Here is a 17,151-nt window from a genome sequence, read left to right on the forward strand (position 1 = left end):
CGCTCTCCGGCCCGTCAGGGCTGTCGCTGCTGCTCCTGCGGAGGCGGCGGGAAGAGGAACGACTTCGTCGGATCCGCGGTCTTCGTCGGGTCCTTCGTCGGCTTGGTCGGGTCGGCCGTCTTCGTCGGGTCCTTGGTGTGGCCGGTCGGGTCGGCGGTCTTCGTCGGGCTGACGGTGTTCGTCGGCGACTTGGTGGCCCCGGTGGTGCCGGCGGTCGGGCTCGGGTCCTTGGTGGGCGCGGCGCTGCGGGTGGGCGCCTGGACGGGGCCCATGTCCGCGTCCGACAGGTCGAACTCGTCCGTGCTCACACCGCTGAGGACGGAGGTGGTGTACGCCTTCCAGATCTCGGCGGGGAAGCTGGAGCCACCGGCGCGGCCACCGCCGGCGGTACCGGTCAGGGTGACCTGGCCGTGGCTGTTGGGGTCCTCGCCGAACATCGCGACGACGGTCACGAGCTCCGGCGTGTAGCCCGTGAACCAGGCCGCCACATTGGACTCGGTGGTACCGGTCTTGCCCGCGGCCTCGTAGGCATCGCTCTTCACGGCGTTGCCGGAGCCGTTGTCGACCACTCCGGTGAGCACCTTCGTGACGGTGTCGGCGGTCTTGCGGCTGAGGACCTGGCCGCCGATGGGGCTGCCCGGGTTGTAGGTGGCGTCCTTGCGCTCGGCCTTCTTGACGATGGTCGGGGTGACCTTCTTGCCGTGGTTGTCGAAGGTGGCGTAGACGCCGGCCATCTCCACGGTGTCGGCGCTCATGGTGCCCAGCGACATGGCCGGCTTGTCCTCGGGCCAGCCCTCGCGGTCCTGCATGCCGAGGGCGAGCGCCTGCTTCTTCACGCTGGCCGGCTTGGTGTCCACGATCATCTGGGCGTAGACGGAGTTCACGGAGGAGTTGGTGGCCTCCTGGACCGTGAGCATCGGGTTGCCGTAGTTGTGGTCGTCCTGGTTCTGCGGGGCGAAGGGGACCGAACTGCCGACGACCGGGCGCTTGCTGGTGCCGTCGTAGAGCGTGTTCGGGGTGATCTTGCGGCCGTCCTGGGTGGTCGCCCCGGTCTCCAGCGCGGTGGCCAGCACGATCGGCTTGAAGGTCGAGCCGGGCTGGTAGTCCTTGCGCAGCGCGTTGCTGTTGTACTTCTCGTTCAGGCCCGTGCCGCCGTACATGGCCACGATCGCGCCGGTCTTCGGGTCCACCGAGGTGGCACCGGCCTGCACGCTCTGGTCCTGGGGCCGCTCCTCGACGTTCTTGCGCTGGAGCTGGGACTCCAGCTTGTCCTGGACCGCCTTCTCCAGGGCGGCCTGCTTCTTCTTGTCGATGTTGAGCGTGAGGGTCCAGCCGCCGGCCGCGATCGCTTCGTCCTTGACGCCGTGGGCGTTCAGCTCGGCGTTGGCGGCCTGGATCAGGTAGCCCTTCTGGCCGTCCATCCCGGGGGCGGGCCTGGGCTTGATGGGCTCCGGCAGCTGGATCGTCTTGCGCGTGGCGGGGTCCAGCTTGCCCATCTCGACCATGTTGTCGAGCACGGCGTTGAAGCGGACGTTCACCAGGTGCCTGCCGTTGGGGCCCGCGAACGCCAGGTCGTACTGGCTGGGGGCCTGGATGACGGCGGCGAGGTACGCGCCCTGCGCGAGGGTCAGCTTGTCGGCGTCGACGCCGTAGAAGGCCTGGGCCGCGGCCTGGATGCCGTAGGCGTTGCGGCCGTAGAAGTTGGTGTTGAGGTAGCCGGCGAGGATGTCGTCCTTCGACATGCGCTGGTCGACCTTGATGGCGATCACCAGCTCGCGGAGCTTACGGGACGCCGACTGGTCCTGGGTGAGGTAGTAGTTCTTGACGTACTGCTGGGTGATCGTCGAACCGCCGGCCGTGCCCTTGCCGCGCAGGGTGTTGAACAGGCCGCGGCCCACGCCCATCAGGTCGACGCCGCTGTCCTTGTAGAAGGACTTGTTCTCGATGGCGATGAACGCCGTCCGCACGTCCTCGGGGATCTTGTCGAGCGGGACGATGACACGGTTCTTCTCACCCGTGCGCGCCATGATCGAGCCGTCGGCGTACTTGTAGGTGTTGCTCTGGAGCACCGCGTCGTTGCGCGGGTCCGGCGGCTCCACCATGAAGTAGGCGGCGACCGCCCCCGCCACCAGGAGCAGGATCGTCCCGAAGAAGGCGCCGAGGATCTTCTTCCACGTGAAGAAGCGGCGTATGCCGGTGCGTTTACCGGACGCCTTGCCCGCGCGCCCGCTTGGGCGCCCGCTCGGTGCCTTCCGCGCACCGCGCTGCTGCTGCGCCCGTCGCGCTTCTGCTCGGCCCATCGCTCCCGCTCCGCTCGATTACCCCCCCGACGTCAGCTCAGAAAACTAACACCGCAGGCTGTGACAAAGGTTGGCTAACCCTGATCAATTCCGGTCATTTCGGACGTGAGAATCAGCACCCACATCACTGGAACCGACGCACTTGAGGCCCCGAGGGTTGCGGCGGAGGAAAAAAGTGATATCACTTTGCTAGAAGCTCCGGTCGAACCGGGCCGGGCATCACCGACAAACGGGGGCGTACCATGACCACTGCACCGGCCACTGGATCCGGCGCGATCGACGGATCACCCAGCGGGATAAGGGAGTTCACCGCTCACAGCATCGGCGGCGGGCCGGCCCTGCTGCTCGGTCTCGCAGGCCTCGCGGGCGGTGTCGGCCTGGTGGTCCTCGGCTCGATGACGCAAGCGGACGCCCTCAAGGTCACGCTGATCGTGGTGGGCATCCTGCTCGGCGTCTCGGCCTTCTTCGCGATGAGCGGGCTCAACACGATCGCCCCCGGGCAGGCGCGGGTGGTCCAGCTCTTCGGCCGCTACCGGGGGACGATCCGGACCGAGGGGCTGCGCTGGGTCAACCCGCTGACCAGCCGGGAGAAGGTCTCCACCCGCGTCCGCAACCACGAGACGAACGTCCTCAAGGTCAACGACGCGTACGGCAACCCCATCGAGCTGGCGGCGGTCGTGGTGTGGCGGGTGGAGGACACCGCCCGCGCGGTGTTCGAGGTCCAGGACTTCACCGAGTTCGTCGAGACGCAGACCGAGACGGCCGTGCGGCACATCGCCATCGAGTACCCCTACGACGCCCACGAAGAGGGCGGTCTCTCGCTGCGCGGCAACGCCGAGGAGATCACCCGCAAACTGGCGGACGAGCTCTCGACCCGCGTGGAAGCCGCGGGCGTGCACATCATCGAGTCCCGCTTCACGCATCTCGCGTACGCTCCCGAGATCGCCTCCGCGATGCTCCAGCGCCAGCAGGCCGGGGCCGTGGTGGCGGCCCGCCGGGAGATCGTGGAGGGTGCGGTGGGCATGGTGGAGCTGGCCCTGACCCGCCTGGCGGAGGAGGACATCGTGGACCTGGACCCGGAGCGCAAGGCCTCCATGGTGTCGAACCTGATGGTGGTCCTGTGCGGCGACCGCGCGGCCCAGCCCGTCCTCAACACCGGCACGCTCTACCAGTGAGCCCGGCCGGCGACGCGCCCCGCTCCGGACCCGGCCCGGCCGAGGAGCCGGAGCGGGGCGCGCGTGCGGGGCGCCAGGCGCGCAAGCAGGTGCTGCTGCGGCTGGACCCGCAGGTGTACGAGGCGCTGGCGCGCTGGGCGGGCGAGGAGCTGCGCAGCGCCAACGCCCAGATCGAGTTCCTACTCCGGCGCGCCCTCGCCGAGTCGGGCCGGCTGCCGGGCGGCGCGGCGCCGATCCGGCCCCGCGGCCGGCCCCGGGCCGACCCCGAGTCCTGAACGGGCCGGCGGGTGCGGGGGCCGGCTCAGGCCTGGTCGGTCGGCCAGACCGGCAGCGGTCGTACGGCTTCGCGCAGCGAGGCGGCGATCGCCGTGAACTCCTCCTGGCGGGCCGTGCCCGTCCGCATGGCCAGCGCGATGCGCCGCGAGGGGGCCGGCTCGGCGAAGTAGCCGGTGGCCAGGTATTCGTTGCGGGCGGTCTCCAGGCGCAGCGCCGTGCGCGGCAGCAGCGTCACCCCGAGCCCCCCGGCGACGAGCTGCACGAGCGTGGAGAGCCCGGCGGCGGTGGTGGTGACGTCCGCCCCGGCCGTGCGCCCGGCCTCCCGGCAGATGTCCAGGGCCTGGTCCCGCAGGCAGTGGCCCTCGTCGAGCAACAGCAGCTGGAGCTCGCGCAGTTCCTCGCGCGGGATGTCCCTGCGCCCGGCGAGGGGGTGCTCCCGGGGTGCGAGCAGCACGAAGTCCTCGTCGAAGAGCGGGAGTTCGGTGACCCCGGGGACACCGAGCGGCACCGCGAGCAGCAGCAGGTCGAGCCGTCCGCCGGCCAGCCCCTCCAGCAGCGAGGCCGTCTGCTCCTCGTGCACCTGGAGGTCCATGCCGGGGTAGCGGCGGTGGAACAGCCCGAGCACGGTCGGCAGCAGGTACGGGGCGACGGTGGGGATCACGCCGAGCCGCAGCATCCCGGTGAAGGGCGCACGCACCGCCTCGGACTCCTCCAGCAGGGCTCCCATCGCGTCGAGCACGGCGCGCGCCCGGGCGGCGATCCGCTCGCCGGCCGGGGAGAGCAGCACCTTGCGGGTGGTGCGCTCCAGCAACTGCACGCCGAGGGCCTCCTCCAGCGCGGAGACGGCCCCCGACAGGGCCGGCTGGCTCATCCCGATCGCCGCGGCGGCGTCGCGGAAGTGCAGGTGCTCGGCGACGGCCGTGAAGGCGCGCAGCTGGGCCAGCGTCGCCTGCCGGGCCGAACCGTTCTTCGGCGCGAGCTTCGCTCCCCTATTACCGATAGCCACTGATAGGTACCTCCGATCACCAGGCACAAGAGTAGCTATTTCTGTAATCAATGCAGCTGTGCCAGCATGTGAGATCCGTCCAACCCCCTTGGAAAGCCCCCAAAAGGGTTACTTTCCTGTCCGCAAGGAGAGCACGTGCTCACTGTCGGTGACAAGTTCCCCACCTACGATCTGACCGCCTGCGTCTCGCTCGAAGCCGGCAGCGAGTTCGCCCAGATCGACCACAAGACCTACGAGGGCAAGTGGCGCGTGGTGTTCTTCTGGCCGAAGGACTTCACCTTCGTCTGCCCGACCGAGATCGCCGCCTTCGGCAAGCTCAACGAGGAGTTCCAGGACCGCGACGCCCAGATCCTCGGCGTCTCCGGCGACTCCGAGTTCGTCCACCACGCCTGGCGCAAGGACCACGCCGACCTGCGTGACCTGCCCTTCCCGATGCTGGCCGACTCCAAGCACGAGCTCATGCAGGCCTGTGGCGTGCAGGGCGAGGACGGCTTCGCGCAGCGCGCGGTCTTCATCGTCGACCAGAACAACGAGATCCAGTTCACGATGGTGACCGCCGGCTCCGTGGGCCGTAACCCCAAGGAGGTCCTGCGGGTCCTCGACGCCCTGCAGACCGACGAGCTGTGCCCCTGCAACTGGAACAAGGGCGAGGGCACCCTGGACGCCGGCGCGCTGCTGGCCGGTGAGTGACGATGTCCCTCGACTCCCTCAAGGCCGCCGTCCCGGACTTCGCCAAGGACCTGAAACTGAACCTCGGTTCGGTCATCGGCAACAGCGACCTGCCGCAGCAGCAGCTGTGGGGCACCGTCCTGGCCTGCGCGATCGCCGCCCGCTCCCCGCGCGTCCTGCGTGAGCTGGAGCCGGAGGCGAAGGCGGCCCTGTCGCCGGAGGCGTACACGGCCGCCAAGTCCGCGGCCGCGGTCATGGCGATGAACAACGTCTTCTACCGGACCCGGCACCTGCTGTCCGACCCGGAGTACGGCACCCTGCGCGCGGGCCTGCGGATGAACGTCATCGGCAACCCGGGCGTGGAGAAGGTCGACTTCGAGCTGTGGTCGCTCGCGGTCTCCGCGATCAACGGCTGCGGCCAGTGCCTCGACTCGCACGAGCAGGTGCTGCGCAAGGCCGGTGTCGGCCGCGAGACGGTCCAGGAGGCCTTCAAGATCGCCTCGGTGATCCAGGCCGTCGCCGTCACCCTCGACGCCGAGGAAGCCCTCGCCGCCGAGTAGGCACCCTCGTACGCGTACGAGCCCCAGGGCCCCCGCAGCCGTCACCGGCCGCGGGGGCCCTACGCGTCGGCGCCCTCTTCCGGCTCGGCGCGCGGCAGGGCCGTGGCGCCGTGCGGGCCCGGGCCCGTCGCCGCGGTCGCCGCCCGCTGCTGGTCGCGCGAGTACGCCCGCAGGAACACCACCACGGTGTTGGTGACGGCAACCAGCGGTACGGCGACCACCGCGCCGCCGATCCCGGCGACCATCCCGCCGGCCGCCACCGCCAGCACCACCGCGAGCGGGTGCACCCGTACGGCCCGGCCCAGGATGAACGGCTGGAGCACGTGCCCCTCCAACTGCTGCACCGCCAGCACCACCGCGAGGACCATCAGCGCGATGAACGGCCCCTGCGTCACCAGGGCCACCACGACGGCCAGGGCGCCGGAGACGACCGCGCCGACGAGCGGGATGAAGGCGAACAGGAAGATGAAGACGGCGAGCGGCACCGCCATCGTGACGTCGAGGAAGTACAGCCCGAGGCCGATGAACACGGCGTCGATGAGGGCGACGAGCACGGTCCCCCGCACGTAGGCGGTCAGCGTGCGCCAGGCGCGCGGACCGGCGCCGGCGACCCCGGGGCGGGCCGCGCGCGGGACCAGGCCGAGCACCCACGTCCAGATGCGCTTGCCGTCGTAGAGCAGGAAGAGCGTCGAGAACATCGACAGCAGGATGCCCGTCAGCACCTCGACGAGCACCGTCACGCCTTGCAGACCGGCGGAGGTGATCTGCTCGGTGTTGGTGCCGATGGTGTCGGTGAGGCTCTTGGCGATGTCGTTGATCTGCTTCTCGGTGACGTGGAACGGACTGTCCAGCAACCACAGTTTGAGTTCGTCGATGCCCTCGCGCACCCGGGCGGAGAGGGTGTCGAGGTTCTCCATCACCTGCCAGACCACGAACCAGCCGACCAGGCCGATCACGACGAAGCCGAGGATCGCGGTCACGGCCGTGGCGAGCCCGCGCGGCAGCCCGAGCCGCCGCAGCCGCACCACGAAGGGCTGGAGCAGCGCGGTGACCAGCAGGGCGGCGGAGAAGGCGAGGACGACGAGACGGACCTCGCTGATCACCTTCATCAGCACCCAGAGCATCCCGGCCAGCAGCAGCAGCCGCCAGCTGGCCTCCGCGGCGACCCTCATGCCCCACGGGATGACCGTCACCGGGTCGGGCCGCTCCCGCCAGCCGGAGTCACCGCCGGGGGCGATCACGGTCGTGGGCACCGGCCCGTCGACCGCGACCGGGACGGGGACGGGCACGTCGACGGCGGTCTCCGCCTCGACTTCGGCCCGCCGTTCGTCGAGACGCGCGCCGATCTGGCTGAGCCCTCTGCCGATCCGGCCGAGCCAGCCTGCCCTGTTCGTCATGTCTTTCCCTTTCCCCCCGCCCGCGGACACACTCGCCCGACCGTACACGCGCGGGAGCCCCGCACCGTAGGACGGTGCGGGGCTTCCCGAAGTCGTTCTCCGCATCCGGGTTCCCCGGAGCGGCGTGGAGGCTCAGTACCAGCCGTTGGCCTGGTGGAAGCTCCAAGCGCTGCACGGGCTGCCGTACCGGTCGTTCATGTAGCCCAGGCCCCACTCGATCTGCGTGGCCGGGTTGGTGCGCCAGTCGGCGCCGGCCGAGGCCATCTTGGAGCCGGGCAGGGCCTGGACGAGGCCGTAGGCGCCCGAGGAGGAGTTCACGGCCTGGTAGTTCCAGGTCGATTCCTCGTTGATGATGTTGGAGAAGCACTGGAACTGGCCGGCCGGCACGATCTGCCGGGCGATCTCCTTGACCTGGGCGACCGTGTAGGAGCCCTGGACGGCGAAGTCCCCGGCGCTGCGCGTCGCGGAGCGGCTGGCGACCTGCTCCGCGTCGCGCTTCTTCGCCTCCGCTTCGGCCTGCTTCTTCTTCTCCGCGGCCTCGGCGTCCGTCTTCTTCGCCTTGGCGTCCTGCGCCGCCTGGATGCGTGCCGCTTCCTCGGCCGATCGCTTGGCGTCGGCGTCGGCGGCGTGGGCGATGGCGTCGGCCTGCTGCGTCAGGGACGCGCTCTGGACCTGCGCCTGGTCGCCGACCGGGATGTCAGTGAGGAGAGTCGTTCCGGCGGCGGTCGTTTCGAGGTCGTTCGGGGTGGCGTCGCCCGCTGCAACGCCTACGACTGCGCCGACGGTGGTGACCGCGGTGGCCGAAGCCACTGCGAACCCCCGGACCGAGATCCGGCTCACACGGTGTCCTTCCAGCAGCGTCCGCAGTGACCGCGCGGGCGCAATAGTGCCCCTCACACTGGCCTCCATGAATCTGCGGTCACTGGAGGCGCGGACCCGGGGCAACTCCCTCGCGGGGGCTGCCGTCTGACTCGGGCGGCATACGGCGACCGACTCTGGAGTTGTTGGTGTGCGCGTACCTCGCGAGAGGTACAGAAGTGCCGTATGCGGGGCCTGACGGAAAGCAGACTCTGCCGGACCGCGACGCCGCAGGGCAATTCCACGTTGCGTGGGAAAGGTCACACCTGCCCGGACGCCCCGTATTCCGGGGAAGGCCTGTGCAGCACGGCGCCGCCCGGCTAGGCTGCTGGACCTTTGCCGGGCGGCGCCAACTCATCGTGCACCTATGGGCTTTCTGCCCCTTTTGACCGTCAGGGCCGACGGGCGGCGGCCCCCGTCACAGCGCCTCCAGCATCTCGGTGACGAGCGCGGCGATCGGGGAGCGCTCGGAACGCGTCAGCGTGACGTGCGCGAACAGCGGGTGGCCCTTGAGCTTTTCAACGACCGCGACCACCCCGTCGTACCGGCCGACCCTCAAGTTGTCCCGCTGGGCGACGTCGTGGGTCAGGACGACCCGCGAGTTGGCGCCGATCCGGGACAGCACGGTCAGCAGGACGTTGCGCTCCAACGACTGCGCCTCGTCCACGATCACGAAGGCGTCGTGCAGCGAACGGCCCCGGATGTGCGTGAGCGGCAGGACCTCCAGCATCCCGCGGTTGAGCACCTCCTCGATGACCTCCCGCCCGGCGACGGAGGAGAGGGTGTCGAAGACCGCCTGCGCCCAGGGGCTCATCTTCTCGGCGGCGTCGCCCGGCAGGTAGCCGAGGTCCTGCCCGCCCACCGCGTACAGCGGCCGGAAGACCATCACCTTCTGGTGCTGCCTGCGCTCCAGCACCGCCTCCAGGCCCGCGCACAGCGCCAGCGCCGACTTGCCGGTGCCCGCCCGGCCGCCCATGGAGAGGATCCCGATCTCGGGATCGAGCAGCAGGTCCAGCGCGATGCGCTGCTCGGCGCTGCGGCCGTGCAGCCCGAAGGCCTCGCGGTCGCCGCGTACGAGGCGGACGTTGCCGTCCGCCGTGACCCGGCCGAGCGCCTTGCCGCGCTCCGACTGGAGGACGAGCCCGGTGTGCACCGGCAGTTCGGCGGCCTCCGGAACGTAGAGCCGCTCCTCCGAGAAGAGCAGGTCGACCTGCTCCCCGGAGAGCGCGAGCTCGCTCATGCCGGTCCAGCCGCTGTCGGTGATCGCGAGCTCGGCCCGGTACTCCTCGGCGAGCAGCCCCACGGAGGAGGCCTTGATGCGCAGCGGCAGGTCCTTCGAGACCACCGTGACGTCGTAGCCCTCGGCCTGGAGGTTGCGGGCGACGGCCAGGATGCGGGAGTCGTTGTCCCCGAGCCGGAAGCCCGCCGGCAGGACGCCGGGGTCGGAGTGGTTGAGTTCGACGCGCAGGGTTCCGCCCAGATCGCCCAGCGGGATGGGGGCGTCGAGGCGACCGTAGCGGACCCGGAAGTCGTCGAGCAGGCGCAGGGCCTGGCGCGCGAAGTAGCCGAGTTCGGGATGGTGCCTCTTGGCCTCCAGCTCGGTGATCACCACGATCGGGAGCACGACCTCGTGCTCCTCGAAGCGGGATACCGCGTTGGGGTCTGCCAGCAGGACGCTGGTGTCGAGGACGTAGGTCCGCCTGTCGGGCAGGCGGCGCTTTGTGCTGGTCACCACGGAAGGACGTACCCCCTCGGAAGAGGTCGGGCCATGAAGACCGGACCGGTCATCGGCACCCATGCGCGGGCCGATTTCCGGCCCTCCACTACGTCCGTGCGAACCGCACGCGCGTCCTGGTGCAAAGGGCCTCCCGGGCGGACGGCCCCATGCCGTCCGCTGAGACTCGACACCCGTGGATCGGGCGTCGACCTGCTAGGGGTATGCCCTCGAACCGGTGCGCCCATGCCATGGCATATGACGGACGCTCGGTGAACCGCTGGTGAAGGCTTCGCGACGGCGGGGGGAGTCCCCCGGACGGGCCCGAGGGGGCGTCAGGTCCCGCGGCTCAGGTGCCGTACCGGCGGTGGCGCGCGGCGTAGTCGCGCAGGGCCCGCAGGAAGTCGACCTTGCGGAAGGCCGGCCAGAAGACCTCGCAGAAGTAGTACTCCGAATGCGCGCTCTGCCACAGCATGAAACCGGACAACCGCTGCTCGCCGCTGGTGCGGATCACCAGGTCGGGGTCGGGCTGGCCGCGCGTGTAGAGGTGCTCGGCGATGTGGTCGATGTCCAGGACCTCGGCGAGCTCCTCGAACGAGGTGCCCTTCTCGGCGTGCTCCAGCAGCAGCGAACGGACCGCGTCGGCGATCTCCTGCCGGCCGCCGTAGCCCACCGCGACGTTGACGAGTATCCCGTCGACGTCGTGCGTGGCCTGCTCGGCCTCCTTGAGCACCGTCTGGGTCCCGGCGGGGAGGATGTCCAGGTTGCCGACGTGGTGGACCCGCCAGCGGCCGTCCGCGGCGAGGCCCCGCACCGTGTTCTCGATGATGTTGAGCAGCGGACGGAGCTCGACCTCCGGCCGGTCCAGGTTGTCCGTGGAGAGCATCCACAGGGTGACGACCTCGACGTCCGTCTCGGTGCACCAGCCGAGCATCTCCGAGATCTTGTCGGCACCGGCCTGGTGGCCCTGCTCCGTCGTGCCTCCGGACGCCTTCGCCCAGCGCCGGTTCCCGTCCAGGATCACGCCGATGTGCTTGGGCGACGCGTCGTGGTCGAGGCGGCCTTCCACCCGGCGTGCGTAGAGCCTGTACACCAGGTCGCGCAGCTTCACGATCTTCCAGCCCCTCCGTGCGTCCCCCGTGCGGATTGCGGTCCCTACCCCCGAGCCGCCACATTACTGCGCGCCGGGATCGGGTACCCAACTCGGCCGGTCACAGGTCCGTGATAGGGAGGACAACGTGACTGATACCAATCCCTATCGGGCAGAGCCCTCGCGCTACGACTCCATGGAGTACCGCCGCACCGGCCGCAGCGGCCTCAAACTCCCCGCCGTCTCCCTCGGCCTGTGGCACAACTTCGGCGACGACAAGTCGCTGGACTCGCAGCGCTCCATCCTGCGCCGCGCCTTCGACCTCGGCGTCACCCACTTCGACCTCGCCAACAACTACGGGCCGCCGCCCGGTTCGGCCGAGCTGAACTTCGGCAAGGTCTTCGCGCAGGACTTCGCGTCCCACCGCGAGGAACTGGTGCTCTCCACCAAGGCCGGCTACTTCATGCACGAAGGCCCGTACGGCGAATGGGGCAGCCGCAAGTACCTGCTCGGCTCGCTCGACGCCTCGCTGCGGCGGATGGGCGTCGACTACGTCGACATCTTCTACTCGCACCGCTTCGACCCCGAGACCCCGCTGGAGGAGACCATGGGCGCCCTGGCGTCCGCGGTGCAGCAGGGCAAGGCGCTCTACGTCGGCGTCTCCTCGTACACGGCGGAGCAGACGGCGCAGGCGGCGCGGATCCTCGTGGAGATGGGCGTACGTCCCCTCATCCACCAGCCCTCCTACTCCATGATCAACCGCTGGACGGAGGAGGACGGGCTGCTGGACGTCCTGGAGGAGGCCGGCATGGGCTGCATCTCCTTCGTGCCGCTCGCGCAGGGGCTCCTGACGGGCAAGTACCTCAAGGGCATCCCCGAGGGCTCGCGGGCCACCCAGGGCAAGTCGCTGGATCCGGGCCTGCTCTCGGACGACGTGATGCGGCGGCTCAACGGCCTGAACGACATCGCGGGCCGGCGCGGGCAGTCGCTGGCGCAGCTGGCGCTGAAGTGGGTGCTCCGGGACAGCCGGATGACCTCGGCGCTGATCGGCGCGTCGAGCGTGGCGCAGCTGGAGGAGAACGTGGCCGCGCTGGCCGGTCCGCCGCTGAGCGCGCAGGAGCTGGAGGAGATCGACTCCTACGCCGTTTCGACCCCGGGGACGAACATCTGGGCCCAGCGGGGCTGAGGCCTCCTCCTCCGCGGCACTGACCTGCGCTTTCGCGGCGGTGCCCGCGGGGGCGGCGAAAAACGAAAAACGGGCCGGTCCGTGGGGGGGATACGGACCGGCCCGAGGGGGGGGTTCCACCATAACCCTTCGTAAAGCGTCCTGCGTGCATCGGCGCGAAATGATTACGCTCCGAATCCGCCCAGCAGCATTCCGGTGAAGGCGCCGGCGGCCATGAAGGGGCCGAACGGGATGGCCGCCTTGAGTCCGCCGCGGCCGCGCAGCACAAGGGCGAGGCCGTACGCGGCGCCGTAGAGGAAGCCGAGGAAAGCCCCGGCGATCCATACCCCCCACCCGTACCACCCAAGAGCGACCCCGAGCGAGAGCGCCAGCTTGACGTCGCCGAAGCCCATCCCGGCGGGGTTGATCAGGAACAGCACGAGGTACGAGGCCCCGAGCGCCGCCCCGCCGAGCAGGGCGAGCCGCCACGACCCGGCGGCGCCGGGCAGCAGGGCCGCGCCGCCGAGCAGGGCGGCGGTGAGCGCGGCGAGCGGCAGGGTCAGCGGGTCGGGCAGCCGGTGCACGGCGAGGTCCACGAGGGCGAGCAGGACGAGCGCGGGCGCGAGCGCCACGAAGACGGCCACCTCGGGGCGCGGGCCGCCGGCCGCGGCGAGGGCGGCACAGACCGCGCCGCTCAGCGCGGCGGTGCGGACGGAGGAGGGCCCGTACGCATGCGACCGCACGGGTGCCGTCCGTACGGAGGGCGTCCGTACGGAGGGCGCCGGGGCGTCAGGGCGGACCGGTGCGGGGGTCGCCGGGGCGTCAGGGTGGGGCGGTGCGGGGGCTGCGGGGGTCTCGGGTTGGGCCGGCGGACCGGCCGGGGCGTCAGGGTGGGCCGATCCGGGGGACACGGGGGTGTCGGGGCGGACCGGTGCGGGGGCCACCGGGGCGTCAGGGTGGGGCGGTGCGGGGGCTGCGGGGGTCTCGGGTTGGGCCGGCGGACCGGCCGGGGCGCAGGGGGCTTCCGGGGCCGCCGGGCTGTCGAGGCCGCCCCGGCAGCGGGCGAGGCCGAGCCAGCCGGGCAGCGGGTGGCCTTCGGGGCAGCGGTCCCGCCAGGGCCGGTCCGGCTCCACGGACAGCCGGTAGGCGGCGCGGGGCAGCAGCAACCCCCCGGTCACACCGTAGACGGCGGCGAGGATGATCACGGCCAGGCCCATCCGCCGACCGTAGGCCCCCGCGGGCGGCGGGGACATGGGCCCGGGGGCCCATCGGCCGGGACGCATCGGCGCCTACCCTGACGGGCATGGCGATCAGGCGGCACTGGACGGACGGCGAAGCCACCCTCAAGGTCTACGGCCCGTCGGGAGCCGGGCCCGGGACCCGGCCCGCGGATCCGGCCCGCGCCGAACCGGCCCGCGCCGAACCGGGCCGCGCCGAACCGGCCCGCGCCGAACCGGGCCGGCCGGAGGTCCCGCTCCCCGAGGTCGCGCCCGGGGTCCCGCTCGAAGTCCCGCTGGAGATCGCGGCCTCGTACCGGGCCCGCACCCGCGGTCTGCTCGGCCGGGACCAGATCACCGGGGCCCTGCTGCTGACCCCCGCCGCCAGTGTCCACACCTTCCGGATGCGCTTCCCCATCGACGTGGCCCACCTCGACCGGAACCTCACCGTGATCGCCGTGACCACGATGCCCCCCGGCCGCCTCGGCCTGCCCCGCCTGCGCTCCCGGCACGTCCTGGAGGCCGCGGCCGGCGCCATGACGGAGTGGAACCTGCGCCCCGGCACCCGGCTGGAAGTCGAGACCCCCGAGCGGGGCGACCGCTAGGCGACGCGACGCCCCGGGGGTAGGTTGGGGCGGTTGAGCTGGGGTGGCAGGGGAGCGGCATGACGGAGAACGTTGCGGTCAAGGCGCTGGAGCAGATCATGCCCGCGACCCATGGCGCCGACGAGGACATCGACTGGCCCGCCGCGGAGGCGGCCTGGGGGACCCGGTTCCCGGCCGATTTCATCGCGTTCATGGGCCGTTTCGGCTCCGGCTCCATCAACGGCGAGGCGGGCATCCTGCTGCCGCTCCCGAAGCCCGGTCTCCAGTGGGCCCCCGCAGAGATGGCCGAGGAGACCGAGAACGCCCGGCAGGTGTGGGAGGCCGAGGGCGGCCGGGCCGCCTTCGACGTGGACCCCGAGTCGATCATCGCCTGGGGCGTGACCGGCGGCTCCGACATCCTGTGCTGGCTGACCGACGACCCCGACCCGGACCGGTGGCCGGTCCTCGTCGTCGGACGGCACACCGCGGACCCGTTCGCCCTCTACCCGTACGGAATGGCCGAATTCCTCTACCGGCTCTGCTCCGACGAGTTCGACGTCAGCCCCGTGAGCATCACCTTCTGGGACAGCGGGCACCTCAGCTTCGTGCACTGGCGCAAGGCCCAGCGCCGCTGGCAGGAGGGCCGCAACCCCGAGACGGGCGAGCCCGACCCGTACGCGGGCGACTTCGCCGACTAGTCCCCGCCACCCTTCCCTTTTCCGCCCCGTCCGGCCCGTTTCCCCTCGGAAACGGGCTTTTCGCCATGTCTACGCGCGTCCAGATTCCGGATGGCATATCGGAAAACACCATAAGGAATAAGGCCAGTTGGAGCATTGCCCACAACTGCCGCCCCAATGGGACCAACCACCCTGCCGTCAGGAGAGAATTCCGGCCAACGGGCCATGAAGGGACACCTCGGCCCGGAGTAACTCATAAGTAACACCGGGAATCAGAAGAAACTCAGGGGAATCCACCCGTGCGACGAAGAATGTTCGGCCCAGCCGCCGGTGCGGCCGTAATCGGCCTATTGATACCTCTCGCAGGCTGTGGCAGCTCCGACGGCGGCGCAGGTGACAGCGGCACGCTGCGCCTGGTCGCCGCGGAATACGGCGACAGTCCGGCCACGAGTTCCAAGGTGTACTGGGACAAGGTGACGCACGACTTCACCGCCGCCAATCCCGGCATCAAGGTCGAGGTGCAGCTGCTTCCGTGGGCCGACATCGACCGCGAGGTCTCCCGCATGGTCAAGGCCGGCAATGCGCCGGACATGGCACTCATGGGCTCGTACTCGGACTTCGCGGCGCAGGGCAAGCTCTATACCGCCGACGAACTCCTCGCCATCACCGCCGAGGCGAACTTCCTCCAGCCCCTCGCCGAGGCCGGTTCGGTCGGCAACACCCTCTACGGCCTGCCCTTCGTGGCGAGCAGCCGTCTCCTGTTCTACAACGAGGGCCTGTTCAAGCAGGCCGGCATCACGGCCCCCAAGACGTGGAACGACCTCAAGGCCGACGCCAAGGCCCTCAGGGAAAAGGGGGTGAAGGTCCCGTACGCCCTGCCGCTCGGCCCGGAGGAGGCGCACGCGGAGGCGCTGATCTGGGAGCTGAGCAACGGCGGCGGCTACGCCGACAGCAGCGGCAACTACAGCCTCGCGTCGGACCAGAACATCCAGACCTTCAAGTGGGTCAAGGACAACCTGGTCACCCCCGGTCTGACCGGACCCGTCGCTCCGTCGCAGGTCAACCGTGCCGACGCGTTCGCCGCCTTCCTGCGCGGCGAGGTCGGCATGGTCAACGGCTACCCCTCGCTCGCCTACGAGGCGCGCGCCAAGGGCATCAGCGTCGGCACCGTCCCCATGCCGGTCTCGGACACGCTCGCGTCGGGCGAGACCCCGCCGACCGTCGGCGTGGCGGACTGGATGATGGCGTTCAAGCAGAACGGCAAGGGAGCGGAGATCGGCAAGTTCCTGGACTTCGTCTACCAGGACAAGAACCTGTCGGACTTCGCGAGCCGCTACCACCTGCTCCCCGCGACCGTCAGCGCCTCCCGCACCCCGGCCGGCGGCGGTCTCGACAAGACCGACCAGGACTTCCTGACCGCGCTGCGCGGCGCCCAGCTGTACCCGGTGAACGACCCGTCCTGGGTGACGGTCAGCGACACCATCAAGCGCAACATCGGCCGTGCGGTGGAACCGACGGGTGACGCGAAGAGCGTCCTGGAGGACATCGCCGCCAAAGCGGCCGCGGCCCGCAAGAAGCACTGAGCGGGATACGCGGTCCCCACCGCGCTCTTCACCGCACGCCGCGCCGCACACCGCGCCGCACACCGCACGCCGCACGCCCCACCCACCCCATGCGGCATCATGGCTTCCACGGCCCTTGATCCGAGGCCGCGGCCCAGCCGCCCTGCGACCACCCACAAGGTGCGCGCGGGCGGCCGGCCTTCCGAACCCGGCCCGCTGCGGCCCGTTCTACTTGATGTGCCCGTTGTCGTCCGAGAACGCCGTACGGTACTGCTCGCAGCCGGAATCCCAGGGCAGCGTTCCCCGGAGCGTCCCGTAGCCGGAGCGGGTGACCGACCACTCCACCGTGTACCGACCGGTGTCGCAGGCGATCCGCTTCCCGCCCGGTACCTTGACCCGGCCCGTGGCGGGCCGGCCGGTCAACTCCTGGTCCACCTCCGCCGCCTTGGCCCGGCCGGGGGTGAGCAGCACGGCGTGCAGGACGATCGGGTGCTTCCCGTCCTTCGTCGTCACCGCCTTCTTGACGAGCTGGGAGTCGGCGACCGACCACGCGAACTCGTACGAGGGCATCCAGGCCAGCGTCTTGGGGTCGGGAACGTCGCGCTCCCACTGCTGGCCGCCCTTGGATTCGGTCCGCCTGACGGTCTTGTACTGGATGTTCGGGTAGAGGCGGAACTGGGCCTCCACCTTGTGCATGTCGTCCTTCGTCCACATCGACTTCATTGCCTTCTCGCCGCCTCCCGGGTCCTGGAGGTAGGTGCCCTGGGCGGCGGTGGCGGCGGACTGGCCGAGGGCCGGGGCGAGGGCCGCCAAGGCGGCGGAGAGAGCGAGGGCGGCGGTGCGGCTGCGGTTCATGCCCGACCAACGCAGGCCCGGGGCGGGCCGGAACGACGCCGCGCGC

Annotated in this window: 16 protein-coding genes; 8 read left to right on the forward strand and 8 right to left on the reverse strand. The window is 70.7% G+C overall.

Annotated features, from left to right (window positions below):
• Positions 1 to 14: 14 nt before the first annotated feature.
• Entirely contained in the window at positions 15 to 2,300 is a 2,286-nt protein-coding gene (locus tag ACIA6C_RS07845) for a transglycosylase domain-containing protein (protein WP_399273638.1), read from the reverse strand.
• A gap of 242 nt (positions 2,301 to 2,542) precedes the next feature.
• Here ACIA6C_RS07845 and ACIA6C_RS07850 point away from each other — a divergent pair, with 242 nt between their 5' ends.
• Positions 2,543 to 3,475, forward strand: a complete 933-nt coding sequence (locus tag ACIA6C_RS07850) for an SPFH domain-containing protein (RefSeq protein WP_399273640.1) — start codon at positions 2,543 to 2,545, stop codon at positions 3,473 to 3,475.
• Positions 3,472 to 3,750, forward strand: coding sequence for a hypothetical protein (locus tag ACIA6C_RS07855; RefSeq protein WP_361129222.1), 279 nt, complete (start codon positions 3,472 to 3,474; stop codon positions 3,748 to 3,750). The genes ACIA6C_RS07850 and ACIA6C_RS07855 overlap by 4 nt, the downstream gene beginning before the upstream one ends.
• Before the next feature lie 26 nt (positions 3,751 to 3,776).
• Here ACIA6C_RS07855 and ACIA6C_RS07860 read toward each other — a convergent pair whose 3' ends face one another.
• A complete protein-coding gene (locus ACIA6C_RS07860) occupies positions 3,777 to 4,757 on the reverse strand; it encodes a hydrogen peroxide-inducible genes activator (protein ID WP_399273642.1) in 981 nt (326 codons plus the stop codon).
• A gap of 135 nt (positions 4,758 to 4,892) precedes the next feature.
• Here ACIA6C_RS07860 and ACIA6C_RS07865 point away from each other — a divergent pair, with 135 nt between their 5' ends.
• Both ACIA6C_RS07865 and ACIA6C_RS07870 read left to right on the forward strand, forming a co-directional pair.
• Complete coding sequence (locus tag ACIA6C_RS07865; RefSeq protein WP_030159560.1) at positions 4,893 to 5,447, forward strand: peroxiredoxin; 555 nt, start codon at positions 4,893 to 4,895, stop codon at positions 5,445 to 5,447.
• A gap of 2 nt (positions 5,448 to 5,449) precedes the next feature.
• Positions 5,450 to 5,986, forward strand: coding sequence for an alkyl hydroperoxide reductase (locus ACIA6C_RS07870; RefSeq protein WP_366082467.1), 537 nt, complete (start codon positions 5,450 to 5,452; stop codon positions 5,984 to 5,986).
• Between the two features lie 59 nt (positions 5,987 to 6,045).
• Here ACIA6C_RS07870 and ACIA6C_RS07875 read toward each other — a convergent pair whose 3' ends face one another.
• The 4 genes from ACIA6C_RS07875 to ACIA6C_RS07890 all read right to left on the reverse strand — a co-directional run bounded on the left by ACIA6C_RS07875 (position 6,046) and on the right by ACIA6C_RS07890 (position 11,066).
• Positions 6,046 to 7,383, reverse strand: a complete 1,338-nt coding sequence (locus ACIA6C_RS07875) for an AI-2E family transporter (RefSeq protein WP_399273645.1) — start codon at positions 7,381 to 7,383, stop codon at positions 6,046 to 6,048.
• A gap of 132 nt (positions 7,384 to 7,515) precedes the next feature.
• Positions 7,516 to 8,223 carry a transglycosylase SLT domain-containing protein gene (locus tag ACIA6C_RS07880; RefSeq protein ID WP_399273647.1) on the reverse strand — a complete coding sequence of 236 codons (708 nt, stop codon included), beginning with the start codon at positions 8,221 to 8,223 and terminating at the stop codon, positions 7,516 to 7,518.
• A gap of 436 nt (positions 8,224 to 8,659) precedes the next feature.
• Positions 8,660 to 9,976 (reverse strand): PhoH family protein, encoded by a 1,317-nt coding sequence (locus ACIA6C_RS07885; protein WP_329197895.1) that lies wholly within the window; start codon positions 9,974 to 9,976, stop codon positions 8,660 to 8,662.
• 328 nt (positions 9,977 to 10,304) lie between these two features.
• A complete protein-coding gene (locus ACIA6C_RS07890) occupies positions 10,305 to 11,066 on the reverse strand; it encodes an isoprenyl transferase (protein ID WP_361129235.1) in 762 nt (253 codons plus the stop codon).
• Between the two features lie 127 nt (positions 11,067 to 11,193).
• Here ACIA6C_RS07890 and mgrA point away from each other — a divergent pair, with 127 nt between their 5' ends.
• Positions 11,194 to 12,231 (forward strand): L-glyceraldehyde 3-phosphate reductase, encoded by a 1,038-nt coding sequence (mgrA, locus tag ACIA6C_RS07895; RefSeq protein ID WP_399273649.1) that lies wholly within the window; start codon positions 11,194 to 11,196, stop codon positions 12,229 to 12,231.
• Positions 12,232 to 12,395: 164 nt separating this feature from the next.
• Here mgrA and ACIA6C_RS07900 read toward each other — a convergent pair whose 3' ends face one another.
• Positions 12,396 to 13,427, reverse strand: coding sequence for a prepilin peptidase (locus ACIA6C_RS07900; protein WP_399273651.1), 1,032 nt, complete (start codon positions 13,425 to 13,427; stop codon positions 12,396 to 12,398).
• A gap of 296 nt (positions 13,428 to 13,723) precedes the next feature.
• Here ACIA6C_RS07900 and ACIA6C_RS07905 point away from each other — a divergent pair, with 296 nt between their 5' ends.
• The 3 genes from ACIA6C_RS07905 to ACIA6C_RS07915 all read left to right on the forward strand — a co-directional run bounded on the left by ACIA6C_RS07905 (position 13,724) and on the right by ACIA6C_RS07915 (position 16,271).
• Positions 13,724 to 14,032 (forward strand): DUF192 domain-containing protein, encoded by a 309-nt coding sequence (locus tag ACIA6C_RS07905; protein WP_399274524.1) that lies wholly within the window; start codon positions 13,724 to 13,726, stop codon positions 14,030 to 14,032.
• Positions 14,033 to 14,091: 59 nt separating this feature from the next.
• Entirely contained in the window at positions 14,092 to 14,709 is a 618-nt protein-coding gene (locus tag ACIA6C_RS07910) for an SMI1/KNR4 family protein (protein ID WP_361129244.1), read from the forward strand.
• A 290-nt stretch (positions 14,710 to 14,999) separates the two neighbouring features.
• Positions 15,000 to 16,271: an extracellular solute-binding protein gene (locus ACIA6C_RS07915; RefSeq protein WP_399274526.1), complete on the forward strand. Its 1,272-nt coding sequence runs from the start codon at positions 15,000 to 15,002 to the stop codon at positions 16,269 to 16,271.
• A 207-nt stretch (positions 16,272 to 16,478) separates the two neighbouring features.
• Here ACIA6C_RS07915 and ACIA6C_RS07920 read toward each other — a convergent pair whose 3' ends face one another.
• Positions 16,479 to 17,105, reverse strand: coding sequence for a hypothetical protein (locus tag ACIA6C_RS07920; RefSeq protein WP_366081788.1), 627 nt, complete (start codon positions 17,103 to 17,105; stop codon positions 16,479 to 16,481).
• Positions 17,106 to 17,151 lie beyond the last annotated feature (46 nt).

This window comes from Streptomyces sp. NPDC051578 (assembly GCF_044454045.1).
Lineage (GTDB): Bacteria > Actinomycetota > Actinomycetes > Streptomycetales > Streptomycetaceae > Streptomyces.

Bases quoted from the DNA above. Each gene is read 5' to 3' on its own strand.
- ACIA6C_RS07915 (WP_399274526.1), top strand. From the start codon at position 15,000: ATGTTCGGCCCAGCCGCCGGTGCGGCCGTAATCGGCCTATTGATACCT.
- ACIA6C_RS07900 (WP_399273651.1), bottom strand. From the start codon at position 13,427: ATGGGCCTGGCCGTGATCATCCTCGCCGCCGTCTACGGTGTGACCGGG.
- ACIA6C_RS07920 (WP_366081788.1), bottom strand. From the start codon at position 17,105: ATGAACCGCAGCCGCACCGCCGCCCTCGCTCTCTCCGCCGCCTTGGCG.
- ACIA6C_RS07850 (WP_399273640.1), top strand. From the start codon at position 2,543: ATGACCACTGCACCGGCCACTGGATCCGGCGCGATCGACGGATCACCC.
- ACIA6C_RS07870 (WP_366082467.1), top strand. From the start codon at position 5,450: ATGTCCCTCGACTCCCTCAAGGCCGCCGTCCCGGACTTCGCCAAGGAC.
- ACIA6C_RS07910 (WP_361129244.1), top strand. From the start codon at position 14,092: ATGACGGAGAACGTTGCGGTCAAGGCGCTGGAGCAGATCATGCCCGCG.
- ACIA6C_RS07845 (WP_399273638.1), bottom strand. From the start codon at position 2,300: ATGGGCCGAGCAGAAGCGCGACGGGCGCAGCAGCAGCGCGGTGCGCGG.
- ACIA6C_RS07875 (WP_399273645.1), bottom strand. From the start codon at position 7,383: ATGACGAACAGGGCAGGCTGGCTCGGCCGGATCGGCAGAGGGCTCAGC.